The 15,497-nt window shown below is 45.9% G+C and carries 17 protein-coding genes; 9 read left to right on the forward strand and 8 right to left on the reverse strand.

Annotated features, from left to right (window positions below; translation table 11 throughout):
- Nucleotides 1–25: 25 nt before the first annotated feature.
- Both dnaB and alr read left to right on the forward strand, forming a co-directional pair.
- Nucleotides 26–1,417, forward strand: a complete 1,392-nt coding sequence (dnaB, locus tag EK374_RS03555; RefSeq protein ID WP_127020192.1) for a replicative DNA helicase — start codon at nucleotides 26–28, stop codon at nucleotides 1,415–1,417.
- Nucleotides 1,417–2,502, forward strand: a complete 1,086-nt coding sequence (gene alr / locus EK374_RS03560; RefSeq protein WP_127020194.1) for an alanine racemase — start codon at nucleotides 1,417–1,419, stop codon at nucleotides 2,500–2,502. The genes dnaB and alr overlap by 1 nt, the downstream gene beginning before the upstream one ends.
- 53 nt (nucleotides 2,503–2,555) lie before the next feature.
- Here alr and EK374_RS03565 read toward each other — a convergent pair whose 3' ends face one another.
- On the reverse strand, nucleotides 2,556–3,020 hold the full coding sequence (locus EK374_RS03565) for a chemotaxis protein CheX (protein ID WP_127020196.1): 465 nt from the start codon (nucleotides 3,018–3,020) through the stop codon (nucleotides 2,556–2,558).
- A 178-nt stretch (nucleotides 3,021–3,198) separates the two neighbouring features.
- Entirely contained in the window at nucleotides 3,199–3,648 is a 450-nt protein-coding gene (locus tag EK374_RS03570) for a transcriptional repressor (protein ID WP_127020198.1), read from the reverse strand.
- A gap of 306 nt (nucleotides 3,649–3,954) precedes the next feature.
- Between EK374_RS03570 and EK374_RS03575 the strand changes: the two genes are divergently transcribed.
- The 5 genes from EK374_RS03575 (at nucleotide 3,955) to EK374_RS03590 (ending at nucleotide 7,437) form a co-directional block, all read left to right on the forward strand.
- Nucleotides 3,955–4,770 carry a glycosyltransferase family 32 protein gene (locus EK374_RS03575; protein ID WP_127020200.1) on the forward strand — a complete coding sequence of 272 codons (816 nt, stop codon included), beginning with the start codon at nucleotides 3,955–3,957 and terminating at the stop codon, nucleotides 4,768–4,770.
- Nucleotides 4,771–4,915: 145 nt separating this feature from the next.
- On the forward strand, nucleotides 4,916–5,917 hold the full coding sequence (dusA, locus tag EK374_RS03580; protein WP_127020202.1) for a tRNA dihydrouridine(20/20a) synthase DusA: 1,002 nt from the start codon (nucleotides 4,916–4,918) through the stop codon (nucleotides 5,915–5,917).
- A gap of 194 nt (nucleotides 5,918–6,111) precedes the next feature.
- Nucleotides 6,112–6,378, forward strand: a complete 267-nt coding sequence (locus EK374_RS03585; protein ID WP_127020204.1) for a hypothetical protein — start codon at nucleotides 6,112–6,114, stop codon at nucleotides 6,376–6,378.
- A gap of 2 nt (nucleotides 6,379–6,380) precedes the next feature.
- The gene (locus EK374_RS20990) at nucleotides 6,381–6,506 is read left to right on the forward strand and encodes a hypothetical protein (protein ID WP_260394360.1); all 126 of its coding nucleotides are present in this window, start codon (nucleotides 6,381–6,383) and stop codon (nucleotides 6,504–6,506) included.
- A 721-nt stretch (nucleotides 6,507–7,227) separates the two neighbouring features.
- The gene (locus EK374_RS03590; RefSeq protein WP_127020206.1) at nucleotides 7,228–7,437 is read left to right on the forward strand and encodes a PspC domain-containing protein; all 210 of its coding nucleotides are present in this window, start codon (nucleotides 7,228–7,230) and stop codon (nucleotides 7,435–7,437) included.
- Nucleotides 7,438–7,504: 67 nt separating this feature from the next.
- Here the strand turns inward: EK374_RS03590 and prmA are convergent, their stop codons facing one another.
- The 6 genes from prmA to cutA form a co-directional block, all read right to left on the reverse strand.
- Entirely contained in the window at nucleotides 7,505–8,389 is an 885-nt protein-coding gene (prmA, locus tag EK374_RS03595; RefSeq protein ID WP_127020208.1) for a 50S ribosomal protein L11 methyltransferase, read from the reverse strand.
- Nucleotides 8,390–8,593: 204 nt separating this feature from the next.
- Nucleotides 8,594–9,937, reverse strand: a complete 1,344-nt coding sequence (gene accC / locus EK374_RS03600) for an acetyl-CoA carboxylase biotin carboxylase subunit (RefSeq protein ID WP_127020210.1) — start codon at nucleotides 9,935–9,937, stop codon at nucleotides 8,594–8,596.
- A 16-nt stretch (nucleotides 9,938–9,953) separates the two neighbouring features.
- Nucleotides 9,954–10,409, reverse strand: a complete 456-nt coding sequence (gene accB / locus EK374_RS03605; RefSeq protein WP_127020214.1) for an acetyl-CoA carboxylase biotin carboxyl carrier protein — start codon at nucleotides 10,407–10,409, stop codon at nucleotides 9,954–9,956.
- A gap of 15 nt (nucleotides 10,410–10,424) precedes the next feature.
- Nucleotides 10,425–10,883, reverse strand: coding sequence for a type II 3-dehydroquinate dehydratase (aroQ, locus tag EK374_RS03610; RefSeq protein ID WP_127020216.1), 459 nt, complete (start codon nucleotides 10,881–10,883; stop codon nucleotides 10,425–10,427).
- Between the two features lie 253 nt (nucleotides 10,884–11,136).
- The gene (locus EK374_RS03615) at nucleotides 11,137–12,975 is read right to left on the reverse strand and encodes a protein-disulfide reductase DsbD (RefSeq protein WP_127020218.1); all 1,839 of its coding nucleotides are present in this window, start codon (nucleotides 12,973–12,975) and stop codon (nucleotides 11,137–11,139) included.
- Entirely contained in the window at nucleotides 12,968–13,288 is a 321-nt protein-coding gene (cutA, locus tag EK374_RS03620; RefSeq protein WP_206099277.1) for a divalent-cation tolerance protein CutA, read from the reverse strand. Before cutA ends, EK374_RS03615 begins: the two co-directional genes overlap by 8 nt.
- A 231-nt stretch (nucleotides 13,289–13,519) precedes the next feature.
- On the opposite strand from cutA, the gene EK374_RS03625 reads away from it, so the two are divergent.
- Together EK374_RS03625 and groL are read left to right on the forward strand one after the other, a co-directional pair.
- Nucleotides 13,520–13,810 carry a co-chaperone GroES gene (locus EK374_RS03625; protein ID WP_053423916.1) on the forward strand — a complete coding sequence of 97 codons (291 nt, stop codon included), beginning with the start codon at nucleotides 13,520–13,522 and terminating at the stop codon, nucleotides 13,808–13,810.
- Nucleotides 13,811–13,857: 47 nt separating this feature from the next.
- Nucleotides 13,858–15,495: a chaperonin GroEL gene (groL, locus tag EK374_RS03630; RefSeq protein WP_127020220.1), complete on the forward strand. Its 1,638-nt coding sequence runs from the start codon at nucleotides 13,858–13,860 to the stop codon at nucleotides 15,493–15,495.
- Nucleotides 15,496–15,497 lie beyond the last annotated feature (2 nt).

The following is a 15,497-nucleotide window of genomic DNA, read 5'->3' on the forward strand; positions in this document are numbered from 1 at the left end:
CGCAATTTCTAGAACTTCTGGTGTTATGGACAATAAGCAAAAAGATAAACAAGTCGCTGCGGTGAAAATGCCGCCACATTCAATTGAGGCCGAACAATCCGTGTTGGGTGGTTTGATGCTGGACAATGAAGCCTGGGACAAAGTCTCAGAAAAAGTGGTAGAGCAGGATTTTTATTTGCGCTCACACCGATTTATTTTTTCTGCGATGTCTCGTGTAGCTGAGGCCAACCAGCCTATTGATTTAATTACGGTATCCGAAGATTTAGAGCGTAATCAGCAGTTAGCGGACGTTGGTGGTTTTGCCTATTTAGGTGAAATTGCTAAAAACACCCCAAGTGCCGCCAATATTCTGGCTTATGCTGAAATAGTGCGTGAGCGCGCAGTAGTGCGGGATATGATTTCAGTCGCGCACGATATTGCTGACGCTGGTTACGACCCGCAAGGCCGCAACAGCGCTGAATTGTTAGATTTTGCCGAAACTAAAGTATTCAAAATTGCCGAGCAACGGGCCAATGCCAATGAAGGCCCTGAGCCAATCAACAGCATTTTGTCGAAAACTATAGATAAAATTGACGAGCTGTTCCGTAATCCGAGCTCTGGTGGCTTAACTGGTGTTTCCACCGGTTATATGGATCTGGATAAAATGACCAACGGTATGCAGCCGTCGGATCTGATCATAGTAGCGGCCCGTCCTTCTATGGGTAAAACCACTTTTGCGATGAACCTGTGTGAACACGCTGCTATTACCAGCGACAAGCCGGTACTTATTTTCAGCTTAGAGATGCCATCCGAACAAATTATGATGAGGATGCTGGCGTCTTTAGGCCGTATTGATCAGACCAAAGTGCGGACAGGCCAGTTGGATGACGAAGATTGGGCGCGATTATCATCCGCCATTGAGCTTCTGAACAGCAAAGGCAAAATGTATATAGACGATGCCTCTGGTTTAACTCCTACCGAAGTACGCTCACGTGCCCGCCGTATCGCCCGCGAACACGGTGGTTTGAGCATGATCATGGTCGACTATTTGCAGCTGATGACGGTACCGGGGTTGTCGGATAACCGTACCCTGGAAATTGCCGAAATTTCGCGCTCACTCAAAGCTTTGGCCAAAGAGCTGAAAGTGCCGGTGATTGCCTTATCTCAGCTAAACCGTAGTTTGGAACAGCGTGCTGACAAGCGCCCTGTAAACTCCGACTTACGTGAATCCGGTTCTATCGAGCAGGATGCCGACTTAATTATGTTTATCTACCGGGACGAGGTTTATCACGACGATAGCCCGGACAAAGGCACAGCCGAAGTCATTATAGGTAAGCAGCGTAACGGCCCTATAGGTCGTATTCGCCTGACTTTCCATGGTCGCTATTCACGGTTTGACAACTACGCAGGCACAGCCCGTTTTGAGGACGAGTATTAATGAGTCGTCGTCCACAGGCCCGTATTGATTTAGCGGCCTTATTGCATAATTTACAACAAGTTCGCGCTGCTGCCCCGAATAGCAAAGTGCTGGCAGTGTTAAAAGCCAACGCTTATGGCCATGGTTTATTGAAAGTGGCTGAACAACTCAAAGACGCCAGTGCTTTTGGTGTGGCCCGTATTGACGAAGCCCTGATGCTGCGGGCCGGTGGCATAGTCAAACCTATAGTGCTGCTGGAAGGTTTTTTCCATGCGGACGAATTGCCACAAGTGGTTGCCAGTAACCTTCAGATAGTAGTACATCATCCAAGTCAGGTTGAGGCTTTAGTGGCTGCAGAATTAGATTCCCCTGTGCATGTCTGGCTGAAAATGGACAGTGGCATGCATAGGTTGGGTTTATTGCCACACGAGTTTTTAAATGCCTACCGGCAGTTGTGTCAAAGCCCGAATGTAATTCAGCCTATGCGGTTGATGACCCATTTTGCCAGTGCCGATGAGCCGACACTGGACAGTACCCAACAGCAAATTGATCTGTTTCTGAAAACAGTCGAAGGTTTGTCAGGCGAGCTTTGTCTGGCCAATTCCGCTGGTACTTTGGCCTGGCCACAAAGCCATGGTCATTGGATCCGTCCTGGTATAGCTTTATACGGTGTTTCGCCTATGGAGCAGGGCAGAGCAGAGCAACATCAATTAAAAGCTGTGATGAGCTTTAGCAGCAGCGTTATAGCTGTGCGTGATGTAAAGCAAGGCGACAAAGTAGGGTACGGTGGCACCTGGACTGCACCAGCTGATACCCGTTTAGCTGTGGTCGCTGTAGGTTATGGTGATGGTTACCCTAGGGCAGCCAGCAATGGCTGTCCTGTACTGATTAAAGGCCAACGTTATCCAATAGTTGGACGGGTCTCTATGGATATGACCACAGTAGACATTGGTCATGCTGACGTGCAGATTGGTGACGAAGTCGTGTTATGGGGCGCCGATTTGCCAGTCGAAGAAATTGCAGAGCAGGTGCAGACTATTCCTTATGAGTTGCTCTGTAATATCACCAGCAGGGTCGAATTCCGCTATCTAACTGCAGAATCCTAAATAGCAAAAAGCCGACTTCAAAATTTCGGCTTTTTTGGTTGGTGCAGATCGGGTTATTCGTCGAAGCTGACTTCAATAAATACTTTGCCGAAGTCTGAATCAAAAGGCATCAGAATTTTCGCACCAGTAGTTTTATGAGTGATGGTGTGGCCTTTACCTGATACGACAACAGGGGTCGCCATACTGAACTCATGACCTTTTTCACCCAGAATACGTTTGGCACCACCAGTGACCATATTAGTGATTTCACCCACCATATCGGTGACTTCTTCATTAATTTTGTCAGGTCTTTCGCCTAACATTCTGGACATGATTTCCAGTGCTAAAGATTCTTCAAAAGTGACGGAGAAGGACCCTTTGGTGGTAGGACCTATCATACCAATCAAACCTGATACTTCACCGCGAGCCTGTTCGTCTTTCTTTAATCGTGGCTGTCCTGGCACAATTTTAGTATTTGCCATGGTACCTAACACATTGACTAACGAAGAGAGAAACGGATTTACATACTCAACATTCATTTATTTAGCCTGTTCGGAGTCTGGACCTGATCGCATTGCCAACTTCAAGATTAGGTGGCTATGTCATAGAACACAAGTCTAGCTTATTGTTTTGGTATGAATTTTTCTAAGTTCTTTACAAATTTGTTCAGTTCTGGTCACTAAAATAGCCACTGTGACCAGAAGGCGTCAAGCGGATTCAATCGTTTGACGCTTTTTTCAGACAGCTTTGGCAACTTCCGTGAGCTTCCACAGTTTGTCTTTGAATTAAAAAGCCTTTTTCAGAGGCTAATTTAACAAATTCCTGCTGCAGCGGCGACGAATGTAGTTCTTCTACATGACCGCACTGATCACAGATCAAAAGCTGAGCCGGATGATGCTGTTCAAAGTGATGACAGAGCAAGAAAGCATTGGTCGATTCAATTTTATGAATAAAACCCTGCTCGGTCAGAAAGTCCAAAGCCCGGTAAATAGTGGCAGGTTTAGCCGCTGGTTCGCTGGCTTTTAACTGTTCCAGTAATTCATAGGCACCAATACCACCGTGAGTTTCCGCCAATAAACGGAACACCTTTTCACGAATGCTGGTAAAGCGCGCGCCATTGACATCACAAATATGGCGGGCTCTGGTGACCAAAGATTCAATCGACATAACGCAGCTCACTCCGGTAGCAATGGCGGCAGTTTATCACATAAGTGTGTTTGCTCCAGCCCTTGTATTGGGAATTCCTTATACAAAACCAAAGTTAAGTTGTAAGTAGGCTGTAAAAGCCCTGTCTAAATTTTAGCGGTATTTCGGCGGCTTCTTATTCTACGTTAATTTATGGTTAATTAAGCGCTTGTTATCCTGTGCGAACGCAACTAACATGCCGCGCCTCTGAATTCTAATTGTTACCAAAGGGTTACAAAAAATTACAGTCAGTTGTGAGTATAAGCATAAACTAATGAGCAAATCTGCATGTTGAAACCGCATCCTATGGTTATTCCAAAAGTTATTCATTACGTCTGGGTTGGTCACGCCCCAAAAACAGAATTGGCTTTACGCTGTATTGCCAGTTGGAAAAAGTTTTTACCTGATTATGAAATCATTGAATGGAATAATGAACGTCTTGCTGCCCTGAACAACCGTTATGCTCATGAAGCTTTTGCCGCAAAAAAATGGGCTTTTGTATCAGATTATCTGCGTTTGTATGCTTTGCATCAGTTTGGTGGTTTTTACTTTGATACCGATTTAGAGTTGACCGCAGATTTGGAACCATTCCGACATCACCATTTTGTCACTGGTTTTGAGAATTTTAAAGGGCGAACAGCCCCTGTGACCGCTATGATGGGAGCTGCGCCAGCTAATGCCATTATTGGACATTTGCTTGGTGCGTACGATGCAAAATCTTTTTATAAAGCAGATGGATCGGAGGACTTAACGCCCAATACCGGGCTCATCAGCGATTTATTTGCCAGAGACTTTGGTTTGCTTAAACCTTATCGCGGAGACCAGTTGTACAAGCTTTCTGCTGATGCAGTGATTTATCCAAGTCATTACTTCTGCACACCGGAAGCAGGTAAAGAAAACTTTAGTATCCATCATTTTAATGGCTCCTGGTTTGAAGAATACAGCAGAAAACTACTGGTTTATCTGGCTGGTTATCAGTTGCTGCGCTTAAAGCGTAATAAGGTCCGCACCGGAGAGTTACCGTTAAAAAAGGGGGAAAGAAAAATAGCTTTGCTAGAGCTAAGTTCGCGATATAGCTTATTACTGCTTAAATCTGCGGCCTGAGCAACGCCAAAGCTGGTTTTGTAATTCCTTTGCACTGAAATGCTTGGCTGTCTGGTGTATACTCGCGCGATTTTTCTACACTCTGTATTCATCACCCGGATTCAGCGTTGTAGAAGCAGCAGATTAACCAGATGGCAGCCGTTTTATGACCAGTTCGAATACTACCCGTTCAAAGCCTGTAATTATGGATCACCGTTTCTCCATTGCCCCTATGCTGGATTGGACGGACAGGCATTGCCGCTATTTTCATCGCTTGTTATCTGAGCACGCTGTGCTTTATACCGAAATGGTCACCACAGGCGCCATCATTTATGGTCAGGGCGATTATCTGGCGTTTAATGAAGAAGAGCATCCTGTTGTAGTGCAGTTGGGTGGTTCTGATCCTAAAGATATGGCGCATAGCGCTAAGCTTTGTCAGGAAAGGGGTTACGACGCTATTAATATCAACGTGGGGTGCCCGTCAGACAGAGTGCAAAACGGTATGTTTGGCGCTTGCCTGATGGCCAAACCTGAATTGGTGGCTGCCTGTATCCAAGAAATGCGCTCTGTGGTGGATATTCCTGTCACGGTAAAAAGCCGTATAGGTATTGATGATCAGGACAGCTATCAGTTTTTAGTAGACTTTGTCGGCACTATTGCAGAATCTGGCTGTAATCAGTTTATTGTTCATGCCCGAAAAGCCTGGCTAAGTGGTTTAAGCCCTAAAGAGAACCGCGAAATTCCGCCACTGGATTACGAACGGGTGTATCAGCTGAAAAAAGATTTCCCGCAGTTAGATATCTCTCTTAATGGCGGTGTGAAAACACTAGAAGATTGTTTAATGCACTTACAGCATGTCGATGGTGTGATGGTGGGTCGCGAAGCTTACAGCAACCCATTGATGCTGGCGCAAATTGATGCCGCCATTTATAACAACCCCCGTACTGTACCAACGCCACATCAGGTGGTTGAACTGATGTTGCCTTATATAGAGCAGCAAATGGCGCAGGGCGCACGTTTTTGGCATATAGCACGGCATATGTTGGGGTTATTTCAGGGGGTACCAGGCGCCCGTTTATGGCGGCGGCATTTAAGTGAAATTGGTCACCTGCCGACCAGTGGTCCACAAGTCATGTTGGACGCGCTAAAAAAGGTGCCACAGCTATAGTCGTATGAATATCAAACTTTAAAAAAGTGGTGAATTTCACCACTTTTTTGTTTTTAACCCTTTAGTGTGTTTTTGATAAATAGGAGTGTTTTATTTTAAATCTATATTTATCAATATCTTAAAGATTAACTCCAGTATGGCACGCACCTTGAAATAGACATAGTGAACTTCACTACTCATTAAGGAGCACGACCATGAAAACACTTGCAACGTTAGTCCTTGTTACCGCTGCGGCTTTTGCTGTTACTCCATCAGTACAAGCCAACGAACTGAGCTTACCTGCAGTCAATACACAAACTATCAGCACCTTTGCTGCTGAATTGATGAGCCAACAAATGGCTGAGTTAAAAGTTGCGATTCTGGAGCAAAGCCAAAAAGCGATAGCTGAGCTTGAAATCACTTTAGTGAAATCTGCTGAAACTGAAAAAGAACCAGTGATTGCAGTAGCTAAGGTGGATTAAGGATGCTGAGCTTAACATTAGGGTTGTTGGGTCTGTTTTTATTGCCCGTAGTTAGTGTTGGCCTGGTGTCTGTGATCTGGCATTGGTTATTACCGCCGTTCGATATTCCTTCTTCAACCCGGTTTTAAGTAGTACCGGGTTTTGTTTTTTTAAGTCCTTTTCCGCTTTCCTGTTTGTATCTATCTATCTATCTATCTATCTATCTATCCCTTGTATCTGCCCATTTCCAACCTCTTCTGTAGTGCATTTCTGCTGCCTTTGCATGGCTGTATTTAGTCATATTTGCCTTTTTTTAAATCAACTAAAAAGTGGTTAAAAACACTATTTATATGTTTTGGTTAAATTTCAATCTATAGGGGGATATCGCTTAATTTCATATTAAATCCATATAAAACAATGGATTATAAATTATTTTCAAGTTGGCATAACAGCTGCAACGTATAGATATCAACAGATGAACTGATGATGAATTAAACCACTAACGAATACTGAGGAGAGTCAAAATGGAAATAGCAGCACTGATGGTTGTATTAGCATGGTTCGGCATTGTTGGCAGCTGGGCTGCAGACGAAGTCTAAATAACAAAGCGCTGATGAGTTTCAGCAAAGGCAAAAAAACATAAACAAAGGTTAGGAGAGTCAAAATGGAAATAGCAGCACTGATGGTTGTATTAGCTTGGTTTGGCATAGTTGGCAGCTGGGCCGTAGACGAAATCTGAATGAATTAACCAGGTTAAGGAGGAGCAGGACATGTCGTTTATTATTATCAACATAGTCGTGGTCTGGGCTTTAGCTGGTTTGATGTGGATGCTGGATAAAGCGGTAATTAATAAGGTTGGGGAGTAATAACATGAGTATAGGTAGAGACAAAAGCGCCTGGTTTGTGAACAAGGCCAAACGTAAAATTTCAGGTGTGTGCGCAGGTTTTGCGGCTTTTTATGAGCAACCCATCTGGTTAGTCCGCGCTGTTGTGGTATTGCTGGCGTTCTGTTTTCCGGTTGCTGTAGTGGTAGCTTATATCGCAGCTGCGTTAATACTGCCAGAACGTTGGGTGTACTAATGAGTTTGTTAGAGACAGGCGACCGGGCAGGTCGCCTGTATAGCGTTTAAAGCTACTGTAGGCCGTATTAAACTTTCTTCCGCGCCGTTAAGCGCACCCATTCTTCTTTGACTGCTACCGGGTCAAACTCAAATTCTGCCGCGTAAGCATCGATCACCGACTGAGCCTGACTTTCCAGAATACCGGACAGCGCCAGTAAGCCACCAGGTTTGACGTAAGCACTGATAATGCCGGAAAGCTGAGCTAATGGGCCGGCCAGAATATTGGCCACCACTACATCGGCTTGTAATGAAGCAGGTTGATCCTTCGGCAAATACAGCTCAATTTGTTGCTCTACACCGTTACGGGTGGCGTTGGCCAGACTGGATTCAATAGCTTGAGGGTCAATATCTATACCGACCACACGCTTAGCGCCTAGCTTTAATGCTGCAATACCTAAAATGCCTGAGCCACAACCAAAATCGACCACTAAACTTTGCGACAATTCCTGCGCATCCAGCCATTCCATACAAAGCGCCGTAGTTGGGTGAGTGCCGGTACCAAAAGCCAAGCCAGGGTCGAGCATCACATTGACGGCTGTTGGATCCGGAATGTCGCGCCAGCTTGGGCAGACCCATAATCTTTGGCCAAAACGAATAGGGTGGAAGTTATCCATCCATTCTCTTTCCCAGTCTTTGTCTTCCAGTTGTTCCAGTTTGTATTGCACACCGTTTTTGAAAATGGCAGCTTTTTCCAACTGGCGAACTACTTTGTCCATTTTATGTTCAGCATCAAACAGACCCACCACCACAGTATTTTCCCAGTACAAGACTTCACCCGGCATAGGTTCGTAAATAGGGGTGTCTTTGGCGTCTACAAAACTGACAGCTTGTGCGCCCCAGCTCATCAGCATATCGCTGACCTGCTCGGCCTGTTTCTCAGTGCTGTTTACGCGTAATTGGATCCATGGCATGGCGTTGCTCTTCACTTTCTGGAATTTGGCGCGGATTGTAGCAGTTTGGCGGCGTAAAATCAGCGCTTAGGTGGTGCAAAAAGCAAAGCCACCGGGAAGGTGGCTTTGTAGGGGCAGGGCTTGTCCCCGCCCGTCTCATGTTCAAACCCATGTGGGGTTCAGGCTCGCAGTCAACAACGCTGCGGCTTCAAGTACGAAGGGTATTTATTTCAGGCCGAGTTTATGTTCCAAATAGTGGATGTTAGTTCCACCTTTATTGAAATTCTCGTCTGTCATAATCAGCTTATGCAGTTCGATATTGGTTTTGATGCCACCGACCAGCAGTTCGCTTAATGCGTTACGCATACGGGCTATAGCGATATCACGGTTTTCACCGTAAGTGATCAGCTTGCCGACCATTGAATCGTAGTTTGGCGGCACTGTGTAGTCTGCATAGATATGCGAATCCCAACGCACACCGTTGCCACCTGGTGGGTGGAAGCGGGTGATGGTGCCTGGTGACGGAATAAAGGTCTTGGCATCTTCAGCGTTGATACGGCATTCCACAGCATGACCACGGATCACAATGTCAGACTGTTTAATGCTCAGCGGCATGCCAGAGGCGATGCGCAGCTGTTCTTTAATTAAGTCGACACCAGTGATCATTTCGGTCACAGGGTGCTCTACCTGAATACGGGTGTTCATTTCAATGAAATAGAACTCGCCGTCTTCAAACAGGAATTCGAAGGTACCAGCACCACGGTAGTTCAGGTCGATACAAGCCTGCACACAACGACCACCGATAAAATCACGCAGTTCCTGAGTAATACCCGGAGCTGGTGCTTCTTCCACTACTTTTTGGTGACGACGTTGCATAGAGCAATCACGTTCACCTAAGTGAATGGCATTGCCCTGACCGTCAGCCAACACCTGAATTTCGATATGACGTGGGTTTTCCAGGAATTTCTCCATGTACACCATGTCATTACCAAAAGCAGCGCCTGCTTCGTTTTTGGTCATCGCAATAGATTCGACCAATTCAGCTTCGCTACGAACCACACGCATACCACGACCACCACCGCCACCGGCCGCTTTAACAATAATCGGATAACCGATACGTTTAGCTATGGCTTTGTTGACTTCATCGTCGTCGCCTACAGCGCCGTCAGAGCCTGGCACACAAGGTACACCGGCTTTTTTCATGGCTTCAATGGCAGAAACTTTGTCACCCATTAAACGGATAGACTCAGGACGTGGGCCGATAAACACCAGACCACTTTCTTCCACTTGCTGAGCAAAGTCAGCGCGTTCAGCTAAGAAACCATAACCAGGGTGAATAGCCTGGGCATTGGTGACTTCAGCTGCAGCAATTAGCGCAGGAATGTTTAAGTAACTTTGTGGTGATGGCGCAGGACCAATACAAATGGTCTCGTCAGCCAGCAGCACGTGTTTCAGATTACGGTCAACTGTGGAGTGCACAGCTACCGTTTTGATACCGAGTTCTTTACACGCACGTAAAATACGCAGTGCAATTTCACCCCGGTTGGCGATCAGTACTTTTTCTAGCATGAGTCTGCCTTTTAACTTATTCGATCACAAATAATGGCTGGTCAAACTCAACCGGCTCGCCGTTTTCTACCAGAATTTGTGTCACCACACCGGCCTTGTCAGACTGGATCTGGTTCATCATTTTCATCGCTTCGATAATACAAAGGGTGTCGCCTACTTTGACGCTTTGGCCCACTTCAACAAAAGCTTTTGAAGTTGGAGACGCAGCGCGGTAGAACGAACCTACCATAGGAGAACGCATCTGGTGGCCTGTGATGACAGGTTTGGCAGCTTCAGCAGGAGCCGCGGCAACAGCTGGGGCTGCAGCAGGAGCTTGTTGCATTGGCGCAGCAGCATAATGCATTGGCGCATATTGCTGTACCGGGCCATTGCGGCTGATACGAACGGACTCTTCGCCTTCGGTAATTTCAAGCTCGTTAATGCCTGACTCTTCCAGCAGTTCGATCAATTTTTTAATTTTTCTGATATCCATGACGTAGTTGCCTAATTAATTTGATGGAATGGTTGATAAGGACGACACCGCCGATTCCAGTGCGTAGTGGTAGCCTTTGGCCCCCAAACCACAAATCACACCTTTGGCGATATCGGATAAATACGAGTGACGACGGAATTCTTCACGGGCATGTACATTGGACAAATGCACTTCAATAAAAGGGATAGCCACGGCCAGCAGTGCGTCACGAATGGCTACGCTGGTATGGGTATAAGCGCCCGGGTTGATAATAATAAAGTCCTGTTGTCCTAAGCTTTGCTGAATCGCATTGATGAGCTCATATTCGGCATTGGATTGCAGATGAGTCAAAGTAACATTCAGTTCCTTGGCGTGAGCAGTTAAGCCATCCACTATTTGCGGTAAAGTCGCGGCACCATAAATTTGAGGCTCACGTTTGCCTAACATATTTAAGTTAGGGCCGTTGAGCAGCAAAATACGTAAGTTTGTAGACATATAGCGCGAATTTCCCGTTATTTTAGTTATTGTTCACTATCTTGCCGAAGACAGAAAACAATTGCATCTTTTTTGTTCAGCGTCTAGCTGTCGCTGCAGATTTGCCGCTTATTATAGTGAAATCGTTGCAAATGGCAGCAAAATACTGGTCTTATCAGCAGAAGGGAACTTTTTTGCGAAGTTGAAACTGAAGTGGAGAAATTCAGGCAAAGTCAGAGCCAGTCTGACTTTGCCGAGCGTAGCGCAGAAATTTTTATTGCAGTATTGGGCCTAAATGAGCACTAAAATCTTTCGGTCCCATAAAGCCAGTGATGCGAGATTGCGTTAATTCGCTGCCGTTTTTGTCAAATAACAGCAAAGTTGGCAAACCTAAAACCTGAAAATGATCCAACAATTGCTGATCCTGATCGGTCGCATGGGTCACATCCACCTTAATTAAGGTAAATTGTGCCATTAAGCCTTTGACTTCGCCATCGGCAAAAGTGATGTGTTCAAACTCTTTACAGGCCACACACCACTCAGCGAACAAATCGACCAGCACAGGTTTGCCCGCATCGGCTGATTTTTTCACTTCTTGTTGCAGCTCATCTAAAGTTTTTACCAGTTTAAATTCAGTGTTTTGAGTGACAACACCCTGACCCGCTACTGGAGCTACAGTAGTGCCAGGCAACCAATACCATAAGTTCGCACCTGTAGTGCCCAGCACTATCACTAAAGCCAGCATCCAACTGACGCTTTGGCCTGTGGTGCCTGCAGAGAGCTGCTGCGATAAGCGGTGTAAATACACGGCCAGCATTAACAAGACTAAAGTTGCGGCAATCACTACCACATAAGCAGGCAGGAAACGGCTGAGTAACCAGACTGGTACTGCTAATAACAGGAAACCAAAACTGGCTTTGACTACATCCATCCAGGCGCCGGCTTTTGGTAAAAACTTACCGCCCGTGCTGCCTAAAATCAGCAAAGGCAAACCCATGCCCATGCTTAGGATATAGAGCGTTAAAGCGCCCAAAGCTAAATCGCCAGACTGAGCTACATACAAAAGTGCAGCTGTCAGTGGTGCCGTAGTGCAAGGAGAGGCGACTAAACCTGATAACAAACCCATCAAAGCCGCGCCTTTAATGCTGCCACCTTGTTGTTTGTTGCTTAAGCTAGTTACTTTGTTTTGCCATTTCTCCGGCAGGCTTAAGGTAAAGACGCCAAACATAGCCAAAGCCAAAGCGACAAATAAAATGCTGATGGCAACCAGGACTATAGGGTGCTGAAAGTAGGTCTGGAACTGCAAACCTAAGCTTGCGACCAATAAACCCAATAATGAGTAGCTAATGGCCATACCCTGCACATAAGCCATAGACAAACTAAAAGCCCGTTTACCGGATAATTGCTGGCCTTGCCCTACAATAATGCTGGTTAAAATGGGATACATAGGGAAAACACAAGGCGTAAAGGCCAAACCTAAACCCAGCAGGAAAAACAAAAACAAAGCTTTGAGGGTGCTGTCGGTTTGTAGTTTATCTAATAGTTGCAGCTGTTCTGAAACAGGAGCTGTAGAAGGTGTTGAAGTATTCGCAGCAGAGTTATCCACTATACCTAAAGCTGCTGCAGTATCTGCAGTGCTGGCGCTAGTTGTAGTTGCTTTTTCTGAAGCCGCGCCTTCAGGCGCTATCAAAGGAATTTCCAGCGTTTGCACCGGGTAACACAAACCTGCTTCAGCACAGCCCTGGTACCTCAGCTTGAGCATAGCTTCTTTGCCAATTTGGCTCAGTGGAATATCCAGCACCACCTGATGGAAATAGACTTCTGAATCTTGATAATACTCGTCGTGGATCATCACACCTTTTGGATATTGCGGATGAGAAAAGGCGGTATCAACGCCAGCAAACTTAAACTTGTCTTTATACAGGTAATAGCCGTCCGCTATGGTAAAGCTAACCTGCAACTTGTTTTCCTGCTGGCGGAAATCCATCACAAAAGCCTGTTCTACCGGCAGAAACTGCGAACCTTGCTGCAGGGCGGCCAGTGCGTTGGTGCTTTGGGCCTGACTTATAAAAGACAAACACAGCAGCAGGCTAAATAAAAAACTCTTAATCACGACTTGTTACCTCTTGAACCCACTGTAAATAAGGGGCGAATACTTGTTGTGCGGCAATGGCAATAATTTCAGGCACCTGATACGGGTGTAAAGCACAAATAGCCTGTTCAATTTCGATAAAATCTTCTTTTCTGGCTTTAATTAACAACGGAATTTCAGTGCTTTGTTCCAACACCCCTTGCCAGACATAATGCGATTGCACAGCGGGCAAAACGTTAACACAAGCCGCCAGTTTCTGCTCCAACAAGTGCTTTGTTATGCGCTCTGCCACCTGTAAATCAGGACAATTGCATAAAATCAGTTCCATCATCATAGGGATGCCCTCATTCGTGTTGCTTAAAAGCCACAGCAGTCAAGACCTGCTCATAGCCAATTTTGTTGCATAAAACGCAGCGTTTGCACAAAAAACAATCAGAAACACCAAAAAGCGCAAAATTTTTAAAAAATAGCCCTTGGGTTCATAAGGAGATTGCCCCATATAGCAAGCACAACAAATTTAACACCCAATGTTAAAACTCAAATCGCTTTTAGGAGATAAAAAAGCATGAATATTCGTCCATTACACGATCGCGTCATCATCAAGCGTTTGGAAGCTGAAAGCAAATCTGCTGGTGGTATTGTGCTGACTGGCGCTTCTGCTGAAAAATCTACTCGTGGTGAAGTGGTTGCAGTTGGCAACGGTCGCATTTTAGAAAACGGTACTGTTCGTCCTTTAGATGTCAAAGTGGGCGACAAAGTGATCTTCGGTGCTTACGTAGAACGCACTGAAAAAATTGAAGGCCAGGAATATGTCATCACCAAAGAAGACAACATCCTTGGCGTCATCACCGAATAATCTAACCGAATTTTCTATTTTCTAACGTATTCAGAGGAATTTTTAAAATGGCTGCAAAAGACGTACGTTTTGGCGATGAAGCCCGTAATAAGATGCTCAAAGGCGTCAACATTTTAGCAAACGCAGTGCGCGTTACTTTAGGCCCTAAAGGCCGTAACGTCATTCTGGACAAATCATTTGGTGCACCATTAATCACCAAAGACGGTGTGTCTGTGGCCAAAGAAATCGAGCTGGAAGACAAGTTCGAAAACATGGGCGCACAGATGGTGAAAGAAGTTGCTTCTAAAGCCAATGACGAAGCAGGTGACGGTACTACTACTGCTACTGTGTTAGCGCAAAACATTATCAACGAAGGCGTAAAAGCTGTTGCTGCCGGTATGAATCCAATGGATTTAAAACGTGGTATCGACAAAGCCGTGATCGCTGCTGTTGAAGAATTAAAAGCTTTATCTCAGCCTTGTGCCGACACCAAAGCTATAGCTCAGGTTGGTACTATCTCTGCAAACTCTGACGATGAAATTGGTCAAATCATTGCCAATGCCATGGACAAAGTAGGCAAAGAAGGCGTGATCACTGTTGAAGAAGGCCAGGGCTTAGCCAACGAGCTGGCTGTGGTTGAAGGTATGCAGTTTGACCGTGGTTACCTGTCTCCGTACTTCATCAACAACCCGGAAGCTGGCCAGGTTGAACTGGACAACCCGTTCATCCTGACTGTAGATAAAAAAATCAGCAACATCCGTGAATTACTGCCGGTATTAGAAGGCGTGGCCAAGTCTGGCAAACCACTTTTAATCATCGCTGAAGATTTAGAAGGCGAAGCTTTAGCCACTCTGGTTGTGAACAATATGCGCGGTATCGTCAAAGTGTCTGCGGTCAAAGCGCCAGGTTTCGGTGACCGTCGTAAAGCTATGCTGCAAGACATCGCTGTATTAACTGGTGGTGTAGTGATTTCTGAAGAAATCGGCATGGAACTGGAAAAAGCGACGCTGGAAGATTTAGGTACTGCTAAACGTGTGGTGATCACCAAAGACAACACCACTATCATCGATGGTGCTGGTGAGCAGGACGCTATTGACGGTCGCGTGAAGCAAATCCGTCAACAAGTGGAAGACGCCACTTCAGACTACGACAAAGAAAAACTGCAAGAGCGCCTGGCTAAGTTAGCTGGTGGTGTTGCTGTGATTAAAGTAGGCGCTGCCACTGAAATCGAAATGAAAGAGAAAAAACACCGCGTAGAAGACGCGCTGCACGCAACCCGTGCTGCGGTTGAAGAAGGCGTAGTACCTGGCGGTGGTGTGGCTTTAGTACGTGTAGCTGCCAAACTGACTGAACTGCGTGGCATCAACGAAGACCAGAACCACGGTATCAAAATCGCACTGCGTGCGATGGAAGCCCCTCTGCGTCAAATCGTGGATAACGCTGGTGAAGAGCCATCTGTTGTAGTGAACAACGTGAAAAACGGTTCAGGCAACTACGGTTATAACGCTGCAACCGGCCTGTACGGCGATATGCTGGAAATGGGTATCCTGGATCCAACTAAAGTAACCCGTTCTGCTCTGCAGTTCGCAGCTTCTGTTGGTTCTCTGATGATCACCACCGAAGCTATGGTGACAGAACTGCCGAAGAAAGATGCTCCTGCAATGCCAGATATGGGCGGCATGGGTGGCATGGGCGGCATGATGTAACT

The sequence above is a fragment of the Rheinheimera mangrovi genome (assembly GCF_003990335.1).
In the GTDB taxonomy this organism is placed as follows: Bacteria; Pseudomonadota; Gammaproteobacteria; order Enterobacterales; family Alteromonadaceae; genus Pararheinheimera; species Pararheinheimera mangrovi.

Coding starts and splice junctions, on each gene's coding strand:
- EK374_RS03590 (WP_127020206.1), top strand. CDS start 7,228: ATGAGTATAGGTAGAGACAAAAGCGCCTGGTTTGTGAACAAGGCCAAA.
- groL (WP_127020220.1), top strand. CDS start 13,858: ATGGCTGCAAAAGACGTACGTTTTGGCGATGAAGCCCGTAATAAGATG.
- EK374_RS03575 (WP_127020200.1), top strand. CDS start 3,955: ATGTTGAAACCGCATCCTATGGTTATTCCAAAAGTTATTCATTACGTC.
- EK374_RS03625 (WP_053423916.1), top strand. CDS start 13,520: ATGAATATTCGTCCATTACACGATCGCGTCATCATCAAGCGTTTGGAA.
- EK374_RS03585 (WP_127020204.1), top strand. CDS start 6,112: ATGAAAACACTTGCAACGTTAGTCCTTGTTACCGCTGCGGCTTTTGCT.
- EK374_RS03565 (WP_127020196.1), bottom strand. CDS start 3,020: ATGAATGTTGAGTATGTAAATCCGTTTCTCTCTTCGTTAGTCAATGTG.
- EK374_RS20990 (WP_260394360.1), top strand. CDS start 6,381: ATGCTGAGCTTAACATTAGGGTTGTTGGGTCTGTTTTTATTGCCCGTA.
- prmA (WP_127020208.1), bottom strand. CDS start 8,389: ATGCCATGGATCCAATTACGCGTAAACAGCACTGAGAAACAGGCCGAG.
- accB (WP_127020214.1), bottom strand. CDS start 10,409: ATGGATATCAGAAAAATTAAAAAATTGATCGAACTGCTGGAAGAGTCA.
- aroQ (WP_127020216.1), bottom strand. CDS start 10,883: ATGTCTACAAACTTACGTATTTTGCTGCTCAACGGCCCTAACTTAAAT.
- cutA (WP_206099277.1), bottom strand. CDS start 13,288: ATGATGATGGAACTGATTTTATGCAATTGTCCTGATTTACAGGTGGCA.
- alr (WP_127020194.1), top strand. CDS start 1,417: ATGAGTCGTCGTCCACAGGCCCGTATTGATTTAGCGGCCTTATTGCAT.
- dusA (WP_127020202.1), top strand. CDS start 4,916: ATGACCAGTTCGAATACTACCCGTTCAAAGCCTGTAATTATGGATCAC.
- dnaB (WP_127020192.1), top strand. CDS start 26: ATGGACAATAAGCAAAAAGATAAACAAGTCGCTGCGGTGAAAATGCCG.
- accC (WP_127020210.1), bottom strand. CDS start 9,937: ATGCTAGAAAAAGTACTGATCGCCAACCGGGGTGAAATTGCACTGCGT.
- EK374_RS03570 (WP_127020198.1), bottom strand. CDS start 3,648: ATGTCGATTGAATCTTTGGTCACCAGAGCCCGCCATATTTGTGATGTC.